This is a genomic window from Fibrobacter sp. UWOV1 (genome assembly GCF_900142495.1).
Classification (GTDB): domain Bacteria; phylum Fibrobacterota; class Fibrobacteria; order Fibrobacterales; family Fibrobacteraceae; genus Fibrobacter.
Genome location: NZ_FRBA01000004.1, coordinates 190874 through 210953, shown reverse-complemented (window position 1 = coordinate 210953; position 20080 = coordinate 190874). Strand labels below are relative to the sequence as shown.

17 protein-coding genes and 1 tRNA gene are annotated in these 20080 nt (G+C 48.7%); 11 read left to right on the top strand and 7 right to left on the bottom strand.

The features are described from left to right. Positions 1-34 precede the first annotated feature (34 nt). From BUC02_RS08010 to BUC02_RS07995, 4 genes are all read left to right on the top strand, one after another. Positions 35-403: a DUF1232 domain-containing protein gene (locus BUC02_RS08010; protein WP_073321070.1), complete on the top strand. Its 369-nt coding sequence runs from the start codon at positions 35-37 to the stop codon at positions 401-403. 65 nt (positions 404-468) lie between these two features. Then, positions 469-1086 carry a hypothetical protein gene (locus tag BUC02_RS08005; protein ID WP_073321067.1) on the top strand — a complete coding sequence of 206 codons (618 nt, stop codon included), beginning with the start codon at positions 469-471 and terminating at the stop codon, positions 1084-1086. Then, entirely contained in the window at positions 1074-1595 is a 522-nt protein-coding gene (locus BUC02_RS08000) for a hypothetical protein (RefSeq protein WP_073321065.1), read from the top strand. The genes BUC02_RS08005 and BUC02_RS08000 overlap by 13 nt, the downstream gene beginning before the upstream one ends. A gap of 177 nt (positions 1596-1772) precedes the next feature. Continuing rightward, positions 1773-3347: a biotin attachment protein gene (locus tag BUC02_RS07995; RefSeq protein ID WP_072976800.1), complete on the top strand. Its 1575-nt coding sequence runs from the start codon at positions 1773-1775 to the stop codon at positions 3345-3347. Between the two features lie 129 nt (positions 3348-3476). On the opposite strand, the gene BUC02_RS07990 is transcribed toward BUC02_RS07995, so the two are convergent. The 4 genes from BUC02_RS07990 to BUC02_RS07975 all read right to left on the bottom strand — a co-directional run bounded on the left by BUC02_RS07990 (position 3477) and on the right by BUC02_RS07975 (position 9579). Continuing rightward, on the bottom strand, positions 3477-4277 hold the full coding sequence (locus tag BUC02_RS07990; RefSeq protein WP_073321063.1) for a hypothetical protein: 801 nt from the start codon (positions 4275-4277) through the stop codon (positions 3477-3479). 78 nt (positions 4278-4355) lie between these two features. Beyond that, positions 4356-6869 (bottom strand): hypothetical protein, encoded by a 2514-nt coding sequence (locus BUC02_RS07985; protein ID WP_073321061.1) that lies wholly within the window; start codon positions 6867-6869, stop codon positions 4356-4358. After that, on the bottom strand, positions 6869-8140 hold the full coding sequence (locus tag BUC02_RS07980; protein ID WP_139261068.1) for a hypothetical protein: 1272 nt from the start codon (positions 8138-8140) through the stop codon (positions 6869-6871). The genes BUC02_RS07985 and BUC02_RS07980 overlap by 1 nt, the downstream gene beginning before the upstream one ends. Before the next feature lie 224 nt (positions 8141-8364). Beyond that, positions 8365-9579 (bottom strand): sensor histidine kinase, encoded by a 1215-nt coding sequence (locus BUC02_RS07975; protein WP_083564495.1) that lies wholly within the window; start codon positions 9577-9579, stop codon positions 8365-8367. Positions 9580-9779: 200 nt separating this feature from the next. Between BUC02_RS07975 and BUC02_RS07970 the strand changes: the two genes are divergently transcribed. From BUC02_RS07970 to BUC02_RS07940, 7 genes are all read left to right on the top strand, one after another. Next, positions 9780-10634 (top strand): sigma-70 family RNA polymerase sigma factor, encoded by an 855-nt coding sequence (locus BUC02_RS07970; protein ID WP_073321054.1) that lies wholly within the window; start codon positions 9780-9782, stop codon positions 10632-10634. A 116-nt stretch (positions 10635-10750) separates the two neighbouring features. Beyond that, complete coding sequence (locus BUC02_RS07965) at positions 10751-12514, top strand: S41 family peptidase (protein WP_254794150.1); 1764 nt, start codon at positions 10751-10753, stop codon at positions 12512-12514. An 18-nt stretch (positions 12515-12532) separates the two neighbouring features. Beyond that, on the top strand, positions 12533-13306 hold the full coding sequence (locus BUC02_RS07960; RefSeq protein ID WP_249268811.1) for an MlaE family ABC transporter permease: 774 nt from the start codon (positions 12533-12535) through the stop codon (positions 13304-13306). Beyond that, positions 13306-13632, top strand: a complete 327-nt coding sequence (locus tag BUC02_RS07955) for a DciA family protein (protein WP_073321047.1) — start codon at positions 13306-13308, stop codon at positions 13630-13632. The genes BUC02_RS07960 and BUC02_RS07955 overlap by 1 nt, the downstream gene beginning before the upstream one ends. A 59-nt stretch (positions 13633-13691) precedes the next feature. Then, entirely contained in the window at positions 13692-15632 is a 1941-nt protein-coding gene (gene gyrB / locus BUC02_RS07950; RefSeq protein ID WP_073321045.1) for a DNA topoisomerase (ATP-hydrolyzing) subunit B, read from the top strand. 4 nt (positions 15633-15636) lie between these two features. Next, positions 15637-16641 carry a polyprenyl synthetase family protein gene (locus tag BUC02_RS07945; protein ID WP_073321221.1) on the top strand — a complete coding sequence of 335 codons (1005 nt, stop codon included), beginning with the start codon at positions 15637-15639 and terminating at the stop codon, positions 16639-16641. A gap of 45 nt (positions 16642-16686) precedes the next feature. Then, a tRNA-Ala gene (locus BUC02_RS07940) sits at positions 16687-16759 on the top strand. 36 nt (positions 16760-16795) lie between these two features. Here BUC02_RS07940 and BUC02_RS07935 read toward each other — a convergent pair. Genes BUC02_RS07935 through BUC02_RS07925 form a run of 3 tightly spaced genes read right to left on the bottom strand, consistent with a single transcriptional unit; the run spans position 16796 to position 20079 of the window. Further along, a complete protein-coding gene (locus BUC02_RS07935; protein ID WP_073321043.1) occupies positions 16796-18112 on the bottom strand; it encodes a hypothetical protein in 1317 nt (438 codons plus the stop codon). Then, positions 18113-18565, bottom strand: a complete 453-nt coding sequence (locus BUC02_RS07930; protein WP_073321041.1) for a hypothetical protein — start codon at positions 18563-18565, stop codon at positions 18113-18115. A gap of 59 nt (positions 18566-18624) precedes the next feature. Then, positions 18625-20079 (bottom strand): sigma-54 interaction domain-containing protein, encoded by a 1455-nt coding sequence (locus BUC02_RS07925; protein ID WP_073321039.1) that lies wholly within the window; start codon positions 20077-20079, stop codon positions 18625-18627. Position 20080: the final 1 nt, after the last annotated feature.

Here is a 20080-nt window from a genome sequence, read left to right as displayed (position 1 = left end):
TGCGCCATTGAGGAAATTTATTATATTAAATGCCATGACAAAAGATGAAGACGAAATCGAAGAAGTAGAAGTTCACGAAATTCACCGGGAAGAAGTTCCTGTGGAAGATAATTCTTCGAACATGAAAAAGGCTTTGGCGGTGTTGCTGATGCTTGCTGCCTTGGCTTATGACGCCTCCCCAATAGACTTCATTCCAGACGTTCCCATCATAGGTTGGATTGATGATGCGGGTCTTACACTTGCCGCAGGAATCAACTTGATTCAACAGTTTGTCGGAAACCAGAACGCAAGCCTGGTAAAGCTCCTAAAATACGCCAAGTGGACCTTCGTCTCGATGGTCGCCATAGCCGTTTTGCTGCTAGGCGGTCTAATCGCCCTGATCGTCAATTTGATTGCCAAGTAAATCAAAAAAATCCTTTACAGTCCAACAGAAATGTTATTTTTAGGCCGATGGATTACCGCCATTAAATGAAAACAGAGATAATCATGCACCAACGATTATTAGCTCCATTCAGTTTATTATTCTTGATCCTTGCTGCATGCTCCATTCCGCTTACAAGTGGCGAAAGCGATGCCCCCGACATCATCACCATAGAAGACTTGCAAGGATGTTATTACGCAGAATATTATCACGAAGATTCTGTCTTTCACTACTATGAAGACAGCGTTCTTGTTTCTTATCCCACAGACTCTGTAGTCTTTTCAGACACAATCGAAAGCCACATTCAATGTGAAAGAATCTGTTTTGAACAAAATATACAAAAAAGCCATTTTAAGTTTTACAGATACCGTTGGAATACAAAATATCCTGAAATAAAGACCCTGTACCATCATTCAGAAGAAATTGGAAGTGGCTCCGTGACTATCGTAGAACCATTAGCTCAAGGCTACGATATCGTGCAACCAGGTTCTTTCGACTACAATGTGGCGTACCAAAGCTGGGATTCAACTTACAGATTTGAAGGCTCCCAATCTTGGCTTTCAGCCATGCAAGACCGATACGGATATAAAACTTATTCCGAACGAAATGGAATCAAGTATCTGGATGAATATTCTTCCAAAGGATGGACTCTATGCGAAGAGTAATCCTGAGCCTTTTGATTCTGTGTGGGCTCTCTCACGCAATCTTTATTGACGCCACCATTCAAGACAGCCGTATTGTAGATGACAATCACATATATAAACCCGAAGGTATCGTTGGCACGGCTTTCGAAATAGGCTTTTTCAACGAAACCGAAAACATAATTGACTACACACTGGCGTTCGGAATACGTCGATTCGGATACTCCTATGATGGAGGCAACGAGACCGTTGCCACGTGGGCAATAGAATTTAAGCCCTTGATATGGTCAATTACACTATGGAACGTCTCCTTCGAGGCCAATTTGGGAATAATGAAAACCATCGCTGGGCACCACTACCGGGAAGATGGCGACGGTAATAATCTGGATTACGGTTTCAGGCTCGGCTATCGAATCAATTCACAATTTATGGCAAGTATCAGCTATACCGAGCAGCGCCCTGTAGAAGCAACTCTTAGATTGTTCACTCTTGGTGGTTGGGGTGTAAATTTCCAATACAACCTTCCATGGTAAATCCGCACAAACCATTATTATGAATATGATTATTATAGATATAATAATCACTTATCACCCCCTAAAACAAGCTTTTGCTCATCATTCGCCTTACGCATTTGCCGTCTATTTTCTATCTTTCCCCCCGTATTTTATTGTACAGTAAAAACCAGGGATTTATCCCATAGGAAGACACAAATGAAAAAGATCAAGTTCCAGGACACCTCGTTCCGCGATGGTTTCCAATCTATTTTCGGTGCCCGTGTGTTCGCCAAGGACTTTATGCCCGCGGTCGAAGCAGCCGTGAAGGCTGGCATCACCCACTTTGAAGCTGGTGGCGGCGCCCGTTTCCAGGCCCTGTACCAGAACTGCGGCGAAGACGCATTCGACATGATGGACGAATTCCGCCGCGTAGTCGGCCCGAACATCCGCCTGCAGACCCTTGCCCGCGGTATCAACGTGGTGGCCCTCGCTCCGCAGCCGCGCGACATGATCAAGCTCCATGCCGACATGTTCAAGAAGCACGGCATGACCCGTATTCGTAACTTCGACGCATTGAACGACGTCAACAACCTGATCTACTCCGGCAAGTGCATTACCGACGCCGGTCTGGAACACGAAGTCGTCGTGACCATGATGGAACTTCCTCCGGGATGCGACCTCAACGCCGCCCACAACCCGGAATTCTACGAACGCATCCTCCGCAACATCTTGGACGCAGGCGTTCCGTTCGCTTCCGTTTGCTTCAAGGACGCTTCCGGTACGACGAACCCGACCAAGGTTTATGAAACCTTCAAGCGCGCCCGCAAGCTCCTCGGCGACAAGGTCGAACTCCGCATCCACAGCCATGACACCTGCGGTACCGGTGTGGCCCAGTACAAGGCCGCTATCGAAGGTGGCGCCGATGGCGTCGACCTCGGCCGCAAGCCCCTTTCCGGCGGTACGGCTCAGCCCGACCTGTTCTCCATGTTCCACGCCCTCAAGGGTACGGAATACAAGCTCGCCCTCGGTGAAGACAGCATCGTCGACGATCACATTCCAGAACTCATGGAAGCCAACAACGTCGCTGTTGAATGCCTCAAGGACTACAACTTCCCGCCTGAAGCACGTCAGATCACGACCGACGTGATCTTCAGCCCCATGCCGGGTGGCGCTCTTACCGCCAACACCCTCATGATGCGTGAAACCAAGACCTTCCACCTGTTCCCGAAGGTGATCGAGAACATGAGTGAATGCGTCCGCCGCGGTGGCTTCGCTTCTTCCGTGACGCCGGTTTCTCAGTTCTACTTCCAGCAGGCTTACATGAACACCTTGAACCAGGCTGCAGGCCGCGGCACGTGGTTCAAGATGACCGAAGGCTACGGCAAGATGCTCCTCGGTTACCAGGGCAAGACCCCGTGCGAACCGGATCCGGAACTCGTGAAGATCGCTGCCGACCAGTTCAACATGAAGCCGTTCAAGGAAGCCTATCCGGGCGTCCAGTGCGCAGAAGAAATTCTCGAACCGGGCATTCCGAAGGCCAAGGCCCTCCTCGAAGAAAATGGTCTGCCGGTTACCGACGAGACCATCTTCATCACGGGCTGCCTCCAGACGAAGGCTGGCAACAAGGGTATCGAATTCCTCAAGGGCAACCGCCACATTGGCGTTCCCAAGAAGGACCCGAACGCCGCTCCGGCCGTGGACACCAAGAACATGAAGGCCGGCGCTGCAAGCACCTACCGTATCGCTCTTGGCAACCAGAGCTGGGACGTGCAGGTTCAGACCCTCAAGTAATTTGTTCAAAACAAATTAAGAAGAGTCTCCGGCAAACCGCCGGGGCTCTTTTTTTATTTCGTGTCAACGGACGCGGTTTATTGTCATCCCGGGCGCAGATTTCTTGTCATCCCGGGCTTAACCCGGGATCTAAAACACGAACTGTTTTCCCACAAACAGTGAGAAGTCAATCAAGTCTCCTCGCGACACCCCACCGAAAAATCCACTCGGGTGTGTATACGTCAACTTGATTGAAGCTAGCCCATCTTCATACTGGTGTTTGAAAATAATATCATATTCTGCAACCAAGTTGCCAAACCGACCATTTCGTCCAAAATACGAACCTAGCCACACAGAAGAAGTGACGTCAGCACCGTTATCACCCCCTCTGCTTTCCATCAGGCCTTCATTGTCAAGCCTTCCGCGTATTTTATCGTAGTCAGAAGAACCACCCTCATACAGCTGGAAACCAACCGCACCGCCGACAATTAAAAACGCTGGGCTAAAGTCCGCACCGACAAGGATTCGTTCTTGCAAATTCCAAAAGCTATAGCTCTTGCGACCGGCCTTAGACTCCAACCAAGCAACGTAATCTTTATCAAATTCACTGTCCCTGAGACAACGATGAGACGCGTCGCAACCAAAATGGAGAGAGCCGCCAAATACGCCTGCAGCCACATTCAAAAACAGTGGCGATAAAGTTCCCGCCATACGGTAAGTCAAACCAATGTTGCCACCAAAGGCATTCAGGTTTTCCAAATTGTAACCATCACCCGAATGTCCGTAAAACCCCGAAGCCGCCACAGACAATTCCTGCACAGAACTATCCGGAGAACTACGGTGCATAATCGGAGCAGGCATTAGCGCAGCCCCTATAGAATGCGTCGTCGGTTTCATGCACCCCGTAAACGCCACCGACAAGGCAGCCAACAGAATTAATTGTTTTTTCATATCATAGCTCCTAAAATTTGCGGTATGACAACAACCATACCGCATTGAAAAATAAGATTACCTGTTAGAATAAAGGCACTATTTTGCCAAAATTCTGTATACAAGACAAACCTCGTCTGTCTTGCCACTCCTAAAGACCAGCCTAGACGCGATTTTTTTGTAATTATGCGTAATTTTCGTATCTATGACATCTGAAAGAGAAATTTCTTTTACAACAAAGTCACCCTCTATTGTAGCAGAATCTTTCAAGTACTGCATTCCTGATAAATACGAATCAAAATACACGCCTGTTCCCTGGCAAGACCCCGGCCAATAATAAATCTGGAGTTTCTTATAAGATTCAAAGCTCTTTTCGCCTTTAAAATCCAAATAAGCTTCGCTACCTATTTTCTTAAAATCCAGTTCAGCCCCCATATTGGCCCCTTCAAGATAAGTCTCCACCGATGCAGACGGCGTCCATGAGGCAAACTTATACGCCTTCGGATACAATTCAATATCAGCGTTTTCATATTCCTTACCGGTATCTTCAACAGACTTCGTAAGCACCGGGTTCGCAACCGTTACATTGCCTCCATCGGAATTCAACACCAGGCGAATCCAGTGATACTTTTTGAGCGAACCTTCATTTGCAGGGAGTTTCCAATGAACATGGTGCTTTTTGCCATCTACCGGAATAGACACCTCTTGCAATTGCAATTGCCCCGCACCCGATTTAGATTTCAGTAACAAAAGTTCCGCTTTCATCCAAGAGCCTTTCGTTTTGTTAACCGTAATGTCAAAACCGACAGAAGTGCCTTCCGGAAGGTCTTCGCCATTGTCAAATACGGCAACCTTGTGCCACCCGGCAGGCAAATCAAATGTCACATTTTTGTCGCTCTCAGTCGCTTCTGCATTATAATCGTAGCGGCCATAAGCGAAATATTTCTTCTGTACATAGCCGCCCTTTCTCAGGAATTCAGGCATTTTCGTCTGATCCATGCAGTCGGTTCCCGGCTTGAAATACCAAGACAAATTTTCATTACGGAATTTCTTGCCGGCATAATCGTAGTCGTAATTAGCCAATTCACACAGGACTCGCCACATATCGACCTGCAAACCTCTGATAACGGCAGAATCAGCCTTCATATTCGACGGCAATTCAATATGTCTACCGCTAATCGGTTCGTTATAACGCGGGTGCGTTGCATCTACCGCATAAACGGCATTCGCAGAACTCTTTGCGCCCGGATTCGTGAAAGGGAACCCAGAATAATTTTGATAAAAAGCGCATGGTTCCGTAATGGAACTTATCCCGTTACATTTCAAATCCATCGCACTTGTTGTCGGAATAAAGGTACTATTCTTTTGGATCAAAGAATTTTCATCCCAACCCGTTGAAAAAGAAACAAAAAATTCAGTCATGTCATCCGGCATGGCTTTAATCATACCGTCACTCAAGCTATTATACATTGTTTCCGCAAACGGATAAGTACTTCCTTGAATAAAATCATAGAAGGCTTGTGCCGTACGCTTTTTTTCTTTAGCACCATCTAGATACTGATATTTTCTATTGTGGGCAATTGGGGTTTTGCCATCAAGGTAAGAATAAAGCCTACTTTCTGCACGACCGAACGGTGAACCGAATTTTTTTGCATGCCTGTTCAAAACAAAGAATGTGTCAGAATGCGCCGGAATAGTCCCTTTCAGCTGGCCTTGCGCAATAAGTACAGACGGAAATCCCTTGTATTCTGCAGCCTTGCGATATTCCCCAAAAAGGAATCGGTTAGGCGATGCATTCACCTCGTATGAATAATCGGAACAATCTTTATTCTTGCACATTCTCTCATACAGCAACAACCCGCTAGCACCAGGGCCATTAATCAAATCCCTGAAAGCCTCAGCACCACCGGAGCCACCATCTAGAGCCCAAAAATCAATCGTATAAAAAAGCGCAAGCGGCAAAATGGCTCCCTGGTGCGGCGAATCCAAAGACGAATACAGCCGAATCGGGGCGTCCGTCATCTTATTCCGTGCGATATCGTACAAGTACGAACCATAACGGCCCAAGATACCGCCCTGACTTACCCCAAGCACAACAAAACCATCTTGCAGTTTGTTATCAAATCCAAACCAGTATTCCGAATTAATCAAACGAAGCATTTTCGCAAAACTTTGAGAATTTTCCAACAGAGACCGTCTCACAGTTTGCGGGAATTGCACAAGAACGGGCGTGTAGCCCAATTCTACAAGCGGGTCAACAATGCCAAAACGTTCAACTTCGTCCTGCATTTCGCTTAAAGTCCGCATTCCATTTGTACTGAGGTAAATGCCATCAATCATCAGGAACGGGCGAACCAGGCTAAAGTGCATTTTTTTCGAGTCGTCTTTCCGCGGATTAAGGACCCTTATTCTCACCTTATCATACATCGGAAGCGCAGAACAAGGAAGACCTGTCAACGTAAATCCGCTATTTCTTGAATTTTTAATATCATATTTTGCCACACACATTGAATCCAATCCGTAATTTCCACTAAAGACCAAATCAATATGTTCCCTTGCCGTAGAAACTGAAAAACCAAGCAACAATGCCAAAACAAATAATACGAATCTCATTACTTTACCTCCACGAATAAAGTCTGGTTAACGGTTTTACCGCCTTCAGAGAGCCTTACTTTTACGGACTGCTCGCCCGCCGATTCAAACTCCAGCAGCATTTCGGACTTTGGTTCTAGCGCCTGCCACTTATTTTTCGTATAAATTTCCACCTTCGGAAGCACACTTCTATTCGTGCAAACAAAATAGGGGTCATAGAAAATCTTGAGTCGAGATCCCCTCACAGTTGCCGACGGAACCCCCGCCTGTAGAATTCTTGCATTTTGTAACTGCCCTGCCTTACAAACGCTATCGTTACAGGCACGGTAAGCGTAATCCACATTGCCTATCAGCAAGGGCATTTCGAGATTATCCGTACCTGCGGCAGCCTCGTTTGCCTCGTAAAACAACCCCTTCGGATTCGCAATCACGCTATCACGCAAGCGATTCCGATCGATAAAGTACATGTTGTTGAACCAGCCATCGCGAGATTTTTGCGGAGTCAAATCGGTCCGGCCACAAAATTTTTGAATCTGATAATGTTCTAATTCACTCAAAACAAAATCAGCGCTAGTGGAATCTGCTATTTTACGACGTTTTTCTTCAGAATAGGCAGCAGACGTCATCGGCGCAGGCGTCGAGATGAATTTGCCTTCGCGGCGAGGGGTCCTCGGGTCCAAATCGCTGTATGGATAAGTCCACACTTCGGCAACCGAGCCGTTCGACACCGCGCAACTTACCGATACATCGTCAATAAACAGGGTCGTGTATTGATGCGCAGGAACATCAAAAAGCCCAACGCCTACATGCTTGACCGCCTTTGCGGAATTTCCGAGAAGTTCAGCGACAGCAATCTTCAGCGAATAAGTCTTATTGGCATCGAGATCAAAGAACTTCACGCCGCTATTGCCGAAATCGCCCGCAAGCCAGATTCCGAACTTGCTTTTCTGCGTTGCGCGCACTTTGAACGCAACGTTCCCGGATTGGACGGTCAAGGGCAACTTGTCAAACGACAACAATCCCGTCCAATCCCCTGCCTTGTCCTTCATGCCGGACAATCGGATATAAGGCGGGGTAAGCGCCTCCGTTGAGCCCGAAAAATTTCCTCCTTGGCCGAGCACACCCCAGTTGGCGCTCCACTCCGGTGCTTCCGGGAACGTCATGCCAGCCATTTCCATTTTACCTGCTTCGCCATTTTTATACAGCGAAACATCATTACAAACTTGCGCAAAACTTGAAAGAGACAATACGGCCCCAATCAAGGCTGCACACCTTGACATCCTACTGATCATAGGACCTCCATTTTTAAAGATGTTTGTTAAGCTCCCTAGCACTCGCTAGGCCGCGATATAAAAAGCCATATAAAAACAAAGCATTAAACAGGATAAAAAAATACACCTGTGGCTAACAGATGTATCTAAAAAACTATTTAATTGCTCCGAACCGAATTATAGATAAACAAATTTTTATTGTAAAGACGTCATTCGGAATTTTTCAAAAAAAGTGTATACAGCGTTTACACGGAATCCTTTTTCAGCTTCACATTCAGTTCCGTTCTATACACATCACCTTCTACGCGACCTTCATAACGATAGCATCCACTATACATGAGTTCCAGGCGTTTCTTGAAGGTCGAAAGTCCAAGACCGCTCGCATTCGGTTTCGCCTTGCGCGGAAAGTTACTATTCTCGCCCACAAAGCTAAGTTCATCCCCTTTCTGCACAATCTTGATATGGGCAAAGCTTTTACCGTCCGGATTTACGCAATGTTTCATCGCATTTTCCATCAAGGGCATCATCAGCAAGGGTTCCACTTGACAATCGGGATTTTCAAGTTCGTATTCAAATTTGAAATCAAATGAATCGTCATGTCTCAATTTTTCAAGTTCCGCATACTTTTCCAAAATGCCCACATCTTCTTTAAGCGAAATATACTTGTCACCTGTCTGGTAAAGCATCACACGAATCAGCTGCGAAAGTTTCGTCATACTTGTTTCGGCAAGGCCAGGGTCTATACGAATCAGGCTAGTAATATTGTTCAAGGTATTGAACAAGAAATGCGGCGAAAGCTGATTCTTCAAAAATTTGAGTTCGTATTCCAAAGTCGAGCGTTTTTTTTCACGCAAGATAAATGCCTTAATGATTTGTCTCGTAAACATCGAAATCAAAATGCACACAAAGCAGATAAGCGCAAGAGCTATCAGGAACACGAGTACAGTCCATAACGAAAAGTGTCCGCGTCCGGCGCCAGCACTAAAGCAATAGTTACTAAAGAAATCAACAATTCCTTCGTTTGCCTTGCGCTGGATCAAGAAATAGAAAACTTCGCGGCCTAATAGCGAAATAAAGAGTATCAACGCATTTCCCGCAAAGAACACCACATAGCGTTTTCTAAAGAAGCATTTTGGAACAAGGTAACGTTGGTTTACCAAGAAGGTCAAGAAAGTAGCCAGAAGTGGCAAATAGTAGGTTGCAAGGTTGATAAACGACACCTGAGTCATCGGATATGTCGGATCCAGCAACAATATTAGCGGGAACAACAGAATAAACATCCAAATGAGAACCATCAGCGCAAAAGTCGGAATCGGATACTGCGGGTCGTTCTCATCGCCCACGATTTCGATCAATTCCCGCTCATTTTTCTCGAATTGAGCCTCTTGAAGTTCCGCTAAACGTTCATAATTGCGGCGTAAAAAGGCCCTAAGGGCGGATTTCGCATATTTTGTCGTCATTTTTTCCTCTTGCGAATACAAAAATAGCCCTTATTGGGGCAAAAAAAAGGGCGTTATGACAAAAACATGACAAAAGTGCCGTTTTCTTTGACGAAATTCACAAATAACTTTTGCGAACAAAGGCGTAATCTATGACACTTCAAAATGCAAATGGAGGTAGATTTACGAATGTAAACGAAACAACAAGCAACGAGGTTGATATGACAAAGAATACACACGTTCATGACGACAGGGATGTCTATTTCCAGTACCTGAACGATATTTCCAAATATCCGCTGCTTACCAAGGAACAAGAAAAGGTTGTACTCGCGAAAGTTCGCGAAGGCAGCCGCGAAGCCATGGACCTGCTCGTCAAAAGCAACCTCCGCTTCGTCGTGAACATCGCAAACCTTTACAAAGGTCAGGGCATCGATGTAAACGAGCTCATTAACGAAGGCAACATGGGCCTCATTGAAGCCGCTCGCCGCTTTGACCACTCCCAGAAAATCAAATTCATCAGCTATGCCGTTTGGTGGGTTCGCCAGAACATCACCCGCGCCATCGCGGAACGCGGTCGACTGGTCCGCATCAGCGCCGAAAAGGAACTCGTGCTCCGCCGCTTCGCCAAGAAAGGTGGCGCCATGCACCAGGTCGTTGGCGGCGGTCTCATGCTTGACCCGAAGAGCCTCGAAGGCGTCAGCAAGTACAAAGCCGACGACATCGAAAAGATCTTGATGATGGGCAACAAGTCTACCTCTCTCGACGCCCCCGTTGGCGAAGATGGCGACATGACGCTCGGCGATACCATTGCGGCACAAGAATTCCGCACCGACGAACTTGCCGAACAAAACAACCGCTCCAAGCTCTTTAACAAGGCGATGAACAACAGCCTTTCCGCCCAAGAAAAGGAAATCATCAAGCTCTATTTCGGATTCAAGATGGATTCCGACCTGAACTTGAAGGAAATCGCACCGATGGTCGGCCTTTCCAAGGAACGCACCCGCCAGCTCAAGGATTCCGCGCTCGAAAAGCTCAGAAACGAACAGCTTGCCCGCGTTTTGAACGACGCCGCCTAATTTTGACCTTTTTTCTCTCTCTCCTTATATTAAAAACCGGCCTTTTGGCCGGTTTTTTCCGTTTTTATTAGTCAAGCAAACAAATGAAATTGTATTTTTAAAGCATGAATTTCAATATGCTGAACTTTCGAACCCTTTTTGTAGCCGGTCTTTCGGCTCTGTGCCTCACCACAAGCCCGCTTGCAGCAAGCGACAAGAAAGATCCTCCTGGCGATTTCTATAACGAAGTTTCGCGCCTGAACAAGGTGCTTTCCGAAGTCAACCGCAAATATGTCGAAGACGTGAATCCGACTGAGCTCACCGACGCGGCATTGAACGGCATCCGCAACATCTTGGACCCGCATACTACGGTGTTTTCGCCCAAGGACTACGAAAGCCTCAAGGTTTCGATGGAAGGCAAGTTCGGCGGCGTGGGCATCACCATTAGCCTCCGCGACAACATTTTGACCGTCATTTCACCGCTTTCCGGCACCCCGGCATTCCGCTTGGGCATTCGTGCCGGCGACCGCATCCGTAGAATCGACGGCAAGGACACCAAAGGCTTAAGCCTCGACGAAGCCGTGAACAAGCTCCGCGGTAAAATCGGCACCGACGTGACCGTTTCCATTGAACGCGAAGGCGTGCCCGATCTGATGGACTTTACCATTACCCGAGCCGAAATCATTGTACACGCCGTGCCCTACTACGGCATGGTCACCAAGGATATCGGCTACATCAAGCTCGCCACCTTTAGCGACAAGACCACGAGCGATGTCGAAAACGCCCTCAAGATTCTACAGAAGAGGGGCATGAAGAAGATTATTCTCGACATGCGCTACAACCCGGGCGGGCTCTTGAACCAGGCTATCGAAATCAGCGAATTGTTCCTGAAACAGGGCAACCTGATCGTGAGCACCCGTGGCCGCACCCAAAAGACCGAAAGCCACGCCCGCAAAAACGGCATCGTGAAGCCTGAAGTGCCGATGGTTGTTCTTTTGAACCAGGGTTCCGCAAGTGCTGCCGAAATTGTCTCTGGTGCTCTGCAGGACTGGGACCGAGCTCTGATTATCGGCAAGACATCCTTCGGCAAGGGATCTGTGCAGACGATTTTCCCGCTCGACAACCAGGGTAACGCACTGAAGCTTACGACCGCCTTCTACTACCTGCCCTTCGGACGATGCATCAACAAGCCCGAAAATGGCATCAAGGGCTTGAAGATCCTTGAAGAAGAATACGCCGACGAAGGTGAAGGCATGGCTGATTCGACCAAAAAAGACACCGCTAAAGTCGACACCTTCTACACGCACAACGGCCGCATGATGTTCGGCAGCGGTGGCATCACCCCCGACGTAGAAGTGGAACTCGCCCCGATGCCCTGGGTGGTGCAGGTACAGGAACGCATGGCTATGTACTTCAAGTTTGCCGTCAAGATCCGTCCGGACTTGGAAAAGAACAACGTGAAAATTGACGCCAACTGGGAAGTTCCCGACAGCCTGTTTACGCAATTCCGCGACTTCTGCATGAAGGATACAAACTTCACGAAGATCAAGAGCAACGCACTGGTAGGCGTGGACCAGCTCGAAAAGAGCATTATCCGCGAACAGAACTACATGGGCGATAGTGCCAAGGTCGTGAGCGACACCGCTCTTGCCAAGCGCATAGCCGACATGCGCAAGGCTCTTGAAAACAACCGCAACGCCCAGTTTGACGAAAACAAGCAGTACATCAAGGACGGCATCAAGCGTGAACTCCTGACAGCGTTCATCAACGACTCTGTCAGCACCGCCTTCTCCCTGAAGCAGGACAAGCAGTTGAACGAAGCGATCAAGTACCTGAGCGACATGAACCTTTACAAAAAGGCAATCAGCGCTCCGTCCAAGAAAGCATCCAAGAAGAAGTAGGAATCCTTGATTACCGTCATGAACAGAATTGCAGAAAGTCTGGGTAAGTTTATCCGGAAGTTTCTGCATACGGTATTAAGCTACCTGCACTTTGTGTGGCAGCTTTTCAAGAACATTCCTGGCGCATTCAGCAACCTCCACACGACCGTGGAACAAATGCAACACGTGGGCATCACCAGCATTCCCGTGGTGGTGGCCGCCTCCCTTGCCACAGGTGCCATTATGGCCTGGCAGCTCGCCTACCAGTTTGCAGACATCATACCCCTGATGTTTGTGGGAATGGCCGTGGGTAAGTCCGTGATGGTAGAGCTCTGTCCGATTCTTACTGCAATGGTACTTGCAGGCCGAATTGGAGCATCCATGTGTTCGGAACTGGGCACCATGGCTGTCACCGAGCAGCTCGATGCATACAAAGTATTAGGACTTAGTCCCTACAAGTTTTTGCTTGCACCGCGCCTGATCGCAACCATCATCATGCTTCCGACCCTTACGATTATCAGCATCTTTATCGGTATCGTAGGCGGTTACGAAGTGGCGCACCTTTACAAGGACGTGTCATTCGCCGTATTCTTCTACGGTGTACGCATGTTCTACCAGAACTGGGACTTGGTCGTGGGCCTGATCAAGGCAACCCTTTACGGCTACTTTATTGCAAGCTACGCCTGCTTCTTTGGCTTTACCACCCATAGCGGCGCCGAAGGCGTAGGCAAGAGCACCAAGGCCACTGTGGTTGCCGGCATGACGAGTATTTTGATTGGCGGTTTTGTCCTTTCGAAACTGCTGTTGCTCTAATGGACAATTCCTATCGCATTAAGCGCAAAAAACCGGTCTGCGGGAAAGATCCCGAAGACATTAGCGTGCTGCTGCAAATGGTTCTAGACAAGGCCCACATCACCGATGAAATGGCACTTGAAAAGCTGTCCGAAGGCCTTGAAACTATCGTGGGTCCACTCATAAAACCGCACGTTCAAATCGTCAAATTCGAACGCAATATTTTGACGCTAAAGTGCGGTAGTTCCGCATGGAAACAAGAACTTTTTTTGCAAAAAAAAGCTATTATTGACAAGTGTAATTTATTGCTTGGAAAGCCCTCTGTTAAGAACATTCTTTTCGTTTAAAAGCATGTTAAAAAGGCCCACGAGCATCAAGAATTTAGAAGAAGAAAACAAGGTAAAAAATGGCAGAAGAATCTGAAGAAATGAAAAAGGCCGAAGAAGATTACAGCGGCTCTAGCATTACCGTTTTGGAAGGCCTCGAAGCCGTGCGCGTACGCCCGGCTATGTACATTGGCTCGACAGACATCCGTGGTCTCCACCACCTGGTTTGGGAAGTGGTCGATAACTCCGTGGACGAAGCTTTAGCCGGATTCTGCACTCACATTGAAATTGCCATTTTGCCGGGTAACGGCATCCGCGTGACCGATAACGGTCGTGGCATTCCGACCGACATTCACCCCAAGGAAAAGGTGGGCACCATCCAGGTCGTGATGACTAAACTCCACGCCGGTGGCAAGTTCAACAATAGCTCTTACAAGGTCTCTGCCGGTTTGCACGGCGTGGGCGTGAGCTGCGTGAACGCTCTTTCTAACAAGCTCGTTGTTACCGTGCGCCGCAACGGCCGCGTGGTTCAGCAGGAATTTTCTAGAGGCGTTCCGTGCGGTCCGCAGGTGGACCTCGGCGAAAGCGACGGCACGACCGGTACTTCCGTTGAATTCTACCCAGACGATACGATTTTCAGCGAAACCGTTTACGTGTATGACACGCTCGCTACGCGTTTCCGCGAACTCGCCTTCCTCATGAGCGGTCTTCGCCTGACGCTTACCGACGAACGCGATCCTGAAAACAAGAAGACTGATACGTTCTGCTATCCGGGTGGCGTGTCTGAATTCGTGCGTTACGTGGACGAACACCGCACCAAGTTGTTCCAGGACCCGATTCACCTGGTACTTCCCGATGGTCAGTATCCACTGGAAGTCGCCATGTGGTACAACGACGGCTACCAGGAAAACTTCTTTAGTTTTGTGAACAACGTGAACACCTACGATGGAGGTACGCACGTGACGGGCTTCAAGACCGCCCTCACCCGCGTCATCAGCAAGTTCGCGCAAGAAATGCCCAAGGGCAAGAAAGACATTCAGATTACCGCAGACGACATTCGCGAAGGCTTGACTGCCGTGATCGCCATCAAGGTCTCGCAGCCGCAGTTCGAAGGCCAGACCAAGCGCAAACTTGGCAACTCCGAAATCGCAGGCTACGTCGCCTCTGCTTTCGGCGCAAAGCTAGAAGAATACTTCCAGGAAAACCCGGCCGCGGTCAAGATTATTTTGGACAAGGTTTACAACGCCGCCGTGGCCCGCGAAGCCGCCCACAAGGCACGCACGCTCGCCCGCCGCAAGAACGTTCTCGAAAGCGGCGGCCTGCCGGGCAAGCTCGCTGACTGCTCTAGCCGCGACCCCAAGGAATGCGAACTGTTCATCGTGGAAGGTGACTCTGCAGGTGGTTCTGCAAAGATGGGCCGTAACCGCGAGTTCCAAGCCATTCTCCCATTGCGCGGTAAGATTTTGAACGTGGAAAAGGCAAGCCTTCACCGCGTGCTCGATACCGAAGAAATCCAGAACCTGGTGAACGCCATCGGTTGCGGTCTCGGTACCGAATGCAAACTCGAAAAGCTCCGCTACAACAAGATCATCATCATGACCGATGCTGATGTGGACGGTTCTCATATTCAGACTCTGCTCCTCACGTTCTTCTTCCGCTACATGCGCCCGCTCATTGACGAAGGTCACGTGTTCCTCGCCATGCCGCCTCTGTTCAAGCTCAAGGTCGGCACCAAGGAAACGTACTTGTTTGACGAAAACGACAAGGACGAAGCCATGGCCAAGCTCGAAGACAAGAAGAACGTGACGGTTAGCCGATTCAAAGGTCTTGGTGAAATGTCGCCGGAACAGCTTTCCGAAACGACCATGGATCCGACCAAGCGATTCCTCAAACAATGCTACGTGGAAGACGCTGTGGCGGCCGACCAGATTTTCAGCATGCTTATGGGCGAAGATGTGGAACCGCGTCGCAAGTTTATCGAAACGAACGCCTACAAGGTCTTGAACGACTTGGATGTGTAAGGTAATGGCTCCGACTAAGGCAGATTTTCAGACCGTGCTGACTCAAGCACGCACACTTGTCCAAGAACAATTGAAACTTACCGAAAATGTCATTTTCGGTGTTGCCAAGAATGCTCCTGCTGGAATAAGCGAGCGATTAGAATCCTTGTTCCAACGTAAAGGCAAGCGAATTCGATCAACACTTCTCTGCCTGCTTGCACAAAGTGGTTCTCAAAAGCCCGATCCTCTGCGCGTGGCACACGCTTGCGCTGGCATTGAACTTTTGCACCTCGCAAGCCTTGTGCACGACGACATTATCGATGGCACCGATATTCGCCGTGGACAGAAAACGGCGCACAAGGAATGGGGTACGCAAGTAGCGGTGCTGATTGGCGACTACGTTCTTTCGCAAGCCATGCAGTGCGTGATTGATGAAGAATCGCACGACATTCCGACCGTACTTTCCAAGGCCGCAGACAAATTAATCGCCGGCGAAATCTTGGAGCTGGATCAGTCCGGTAACATGCGTCTTTCGTTCGAAGAATACGACCGTATTATTGACGGGAAGACAGCCTCCCTGATTGCGGCGGCAGCACGCATCGGAGCAATCCTTGCCGGATTCAACAAAGAAAACACCGACAAGTGCGCCCAAATGGGTAGCCATTTCGGAATTGCATTCCAGATTGTCGACGACCTTTTGGACTACGGTTTTGGCAGCAAGAATCTGGACAAGGCCAAGTTCACCGATTTAGGCAATGGACTGATTACTCTTCCGCTGCTGTACTATTTTGAAAGTTGCAACGCACAGGAACGCTCCGACATGGAATCGCTCATCGCAAGGGCGGACCAGCCCGACATTCCCGAAAAGATCATCGAGAAATTGAACGAAAAGGACGCATTCAAAAAGGCAAAAGCTTGCGCCCAAGATCATCTTGAAAAGGCTCTTGTAATTGCACAAGGTCTGCCGAACTCGACGTTCACAGATGAAATCATCCAGATGTTTTCGTCAATGGACAACCGTGGCAATTAGCTCTTGACAACGTCGACGGCTAATTCTATATTTCCGCCCAAACCTGGGGATATAGCTCAGTTGGTAGAGCGACAGGTTCGCAATCTGTAGGTCATGGGTTCGACTCCCACTATCTCCATAAAAAAGCAGGACCAAGTCCTGCTTTTTTTCGTTTTTAAAATTCCCACTTGAAGCCAACTTTCAGTTCTGAAAGAATACTGTTTTCCGGATAGACTCCCCTATAATATTTGGGCAAGCTGTAATGCTTGTAGAATTGTTCTACGCCCAAATAGAGAGTCAACGCATTCGGCTTCCAGTAAAGCATGGTTCCCCAGACACCGCTGAATTTACACATTTTTTTGTAATCGCTATCCGGACCATCCAGGACAATACCATAAAACAGATTGAGCCTAGCCTCAAGCGTTATATTGCGTTTGAATTTGTAAGACACCTGCGAACGGAGGGTTGGTCCAAACCATTTGGCGAAATACTTGGGAATAGCCACACTAACAGATGACGTCGTATCCTTAAAATCATTCATCTTCGCCCAATACATGGAATCCAGCTTTCCGATATTCCAGTTATAACATTCCGGTCCGTAGGTTTCCAGACAAACCTGCATCGGGTTTTGCCATTCCCCGTACATAGGATAACTTCCACCCCAATATGGGTTCCACGGTTCCTCGTTTTCTTCACTTTCCAATTCTTCAAGCGCATTCTTATACGACTCGATATAGCTCACAAGATCAACTGCGGAATCCGCTTCGAACCGGGCACCAGCATAAACGGACCAATTCAATCCATAGGGAACGGTCCTGTGCCAGGAACCATACAACGCAAACGAAAGCGGCCCATCGGGATCATAGTAGCCCCAGACCGCCGCCCCAACACGCTGCTTTTCAAACCGATAAAAATCGCGTTCCACCCATGCATAAAAATTTGGCGAAACGTAAGCCCCCTCGACAACCTTTATATCCGCCCCCACATCGACCATCAAGGATTTTCCGACCAAGGAATATTCAAGCCCCACCGAAATATTCCAGTCATTCGTATCAAGCACGGGCATGTCATCGTTCGCCACAAACCAGTCGCCCGAAAAACCTACCCCAAAGGAATGTATCCAATCGCCAGCCGAATAATCAACAAAAGGAGTCAGAGAAAAGAAGATATCTCCACCGGTTTCACTGACTTTCTCTACACCGCCATATTCGTTATAATGCAAACCGTAAAAACCGATATCACCCAAAAAACGTAGCGACCACGGATTCTTTTTTTTCTCAGTCGTGTCAAGGGCTTTATAGTATTCATCGATAATTTCACGAATTTCTTCTGTATAGGGGCCGGGAATCTGAACCGCTTCTTCGAAGGCTGCTAGGGCGGCCGACACATCACCGGCTTCTTCAGCCTTCATTGCACGGAAGTACACAGATTCTTGCGTCTCGGCAAAAAGCAGAGACGTAAGCAACAGGAGCACTACTGCAACGAAGCGCATCTAGGGATGTGGATGATACATCGGCTTCATTGGATACATGGGATTCATTGGAGCCGGCCCCGGACCATGGGGCATTTCTCGCATCGGGTTCATTTGATGAGACTCCGGGTGCTCATAAAAAGGACGACGTTCGCGAGACTGATTTTTCGGGATTTCCCCCTCAAAGCGAGGCTTTTCGTCCCGTTTTTTCGAGACTTCCTGGCGGATATTTTTCTTTTCGGCGGAGGAACTGTTGCGCAAGTCCCTAAGAATTTGCTCTCGGGCAGCACGACGTTCTGCGCGCAATTTTTGCCAATCTGCGCTTTCCTTTGCACCGAGATTGGGCATTTCTCGCGAAATTTCCATTTTCTCGGCGGGGGTCGGGACAGAAGACTCCGGACGCGCAGAAGACGGAGCAGCGTAGCTAAGCGCTGCAGCCATCATAATTGTCGTTATGAGAGTAGTCTTTTTCATACTCAATCTCTTGCAAATTCCGTGCCAACCGTCTTTTAGGCTATAATAAATATATAAAACTATTTCTTATAGTCTTCTTTTTTCATTCCCAATCTTTCCATAATTTCGCGCAGAACCTTGCGGTCGATGCCCAAAATCGTCGCTGCGAGCGTCAGATTCGCATTACTGTCAGAAAGCGCCCGGCCAATTACTTCGCGTTCCACGATTTCGCGGGCTTCTTTAAGCGTACGCGGCGACTCCTTGGCCTGCGCCTGGACATCGCCCAGGCCCAAATCGGCAGGCTGGACTACTCCATGCACCGCCTGAACCAAAGCCTTCTGGACCTTGTTTTCGAGTTCGCGCACGTTACCCGGCCAGTGGTAGCTGAGCATCGCCTTTTCGGCATTGCGGCTCAAGTGGAATTTTCCACGACCGTATTCCGCCCCATAGCGGGTCAAGAATTCTTCGGCCAGGAGCACAACGTCTTGTCCGCGGTCTCTCAAGGGCGGCATTTCTACCGGCATCACCTGAATGCGGAAATACAGGTCTTCCCTGAAACGCTTCGCCTTGACCGCTTCTTCCAAGTCTACATGCGTTGCACTAATGATGCGCACGTTCACCGGAATTTCGCGGTTGTCGCCCACGCGGGTAATGTGCTTTTCTTGCAACACGCGCAAGAGCTTCACCTGCATGTTCATGGGCAGTTCCCCGATTTCGTCAAGAAAAATCGTTCCGCCATCGGCTTCCTCAAAGAATCCCTTGCGGGTTTCAATAGCGCCCGTAAACGAACCCTTGGCATGTCCGAACAAAAGAGATTCCATCAAGTGTTCCGGAATGGCGCCACAGTTGACAGCGACAAAGGGTTTGTCTGCACGGGGGCTATGCCTGTGGATATAGCGGGCAATGACTTCTTTACCGGTTCCCGTTTCGCCACGGATAATTACCGGCATCGGAAGTTCCGCTAATTTATCTGCAAGCGCAATCAAGGAGGCCATCGCCTTGCTCGAATACACAATGCCGTCTTTGCGAATGACATTACGCAAGACATTCAAGGATTCCTTGTCGCGCAAGCGATCGAAGGCTGCAAAGGCAAACTTTTCGCACACCATCACGAACGAATCGAACAAGGCACTGTCGTCTTCAGTAAACGGTTCCTCGCGGGCGGCTCGCTGCAAGTACAGGTAACCGGCTTCGCTTTCGGGCGTGCGGAACGGCGACACCATAATGCTTGTCAGCTGGTTCTGCACAATAGACTTCGAAAGGTCGGCGGTATCGTCATCGAGTTGATTCCACACCACAGCCTTCTTTTCGAGCTTGGCCTGTTTTACTGCAGAAATAGAAATCGCAACTTGTTCGGGATTGCTCAAGTGGATTGCATTTTCGCCACCGGTATCGAGAACGGCGGCGTCGGCATGCAACACATCCTTGGCCACTTCAAGAATTTTCACAAAAAGCGATTCCGGCTGGACTTCGTCCAACAGGATTCTTACGACATCGAGCATTTTTTCTGTAGCTAGCATCGATTCTGACTTCATG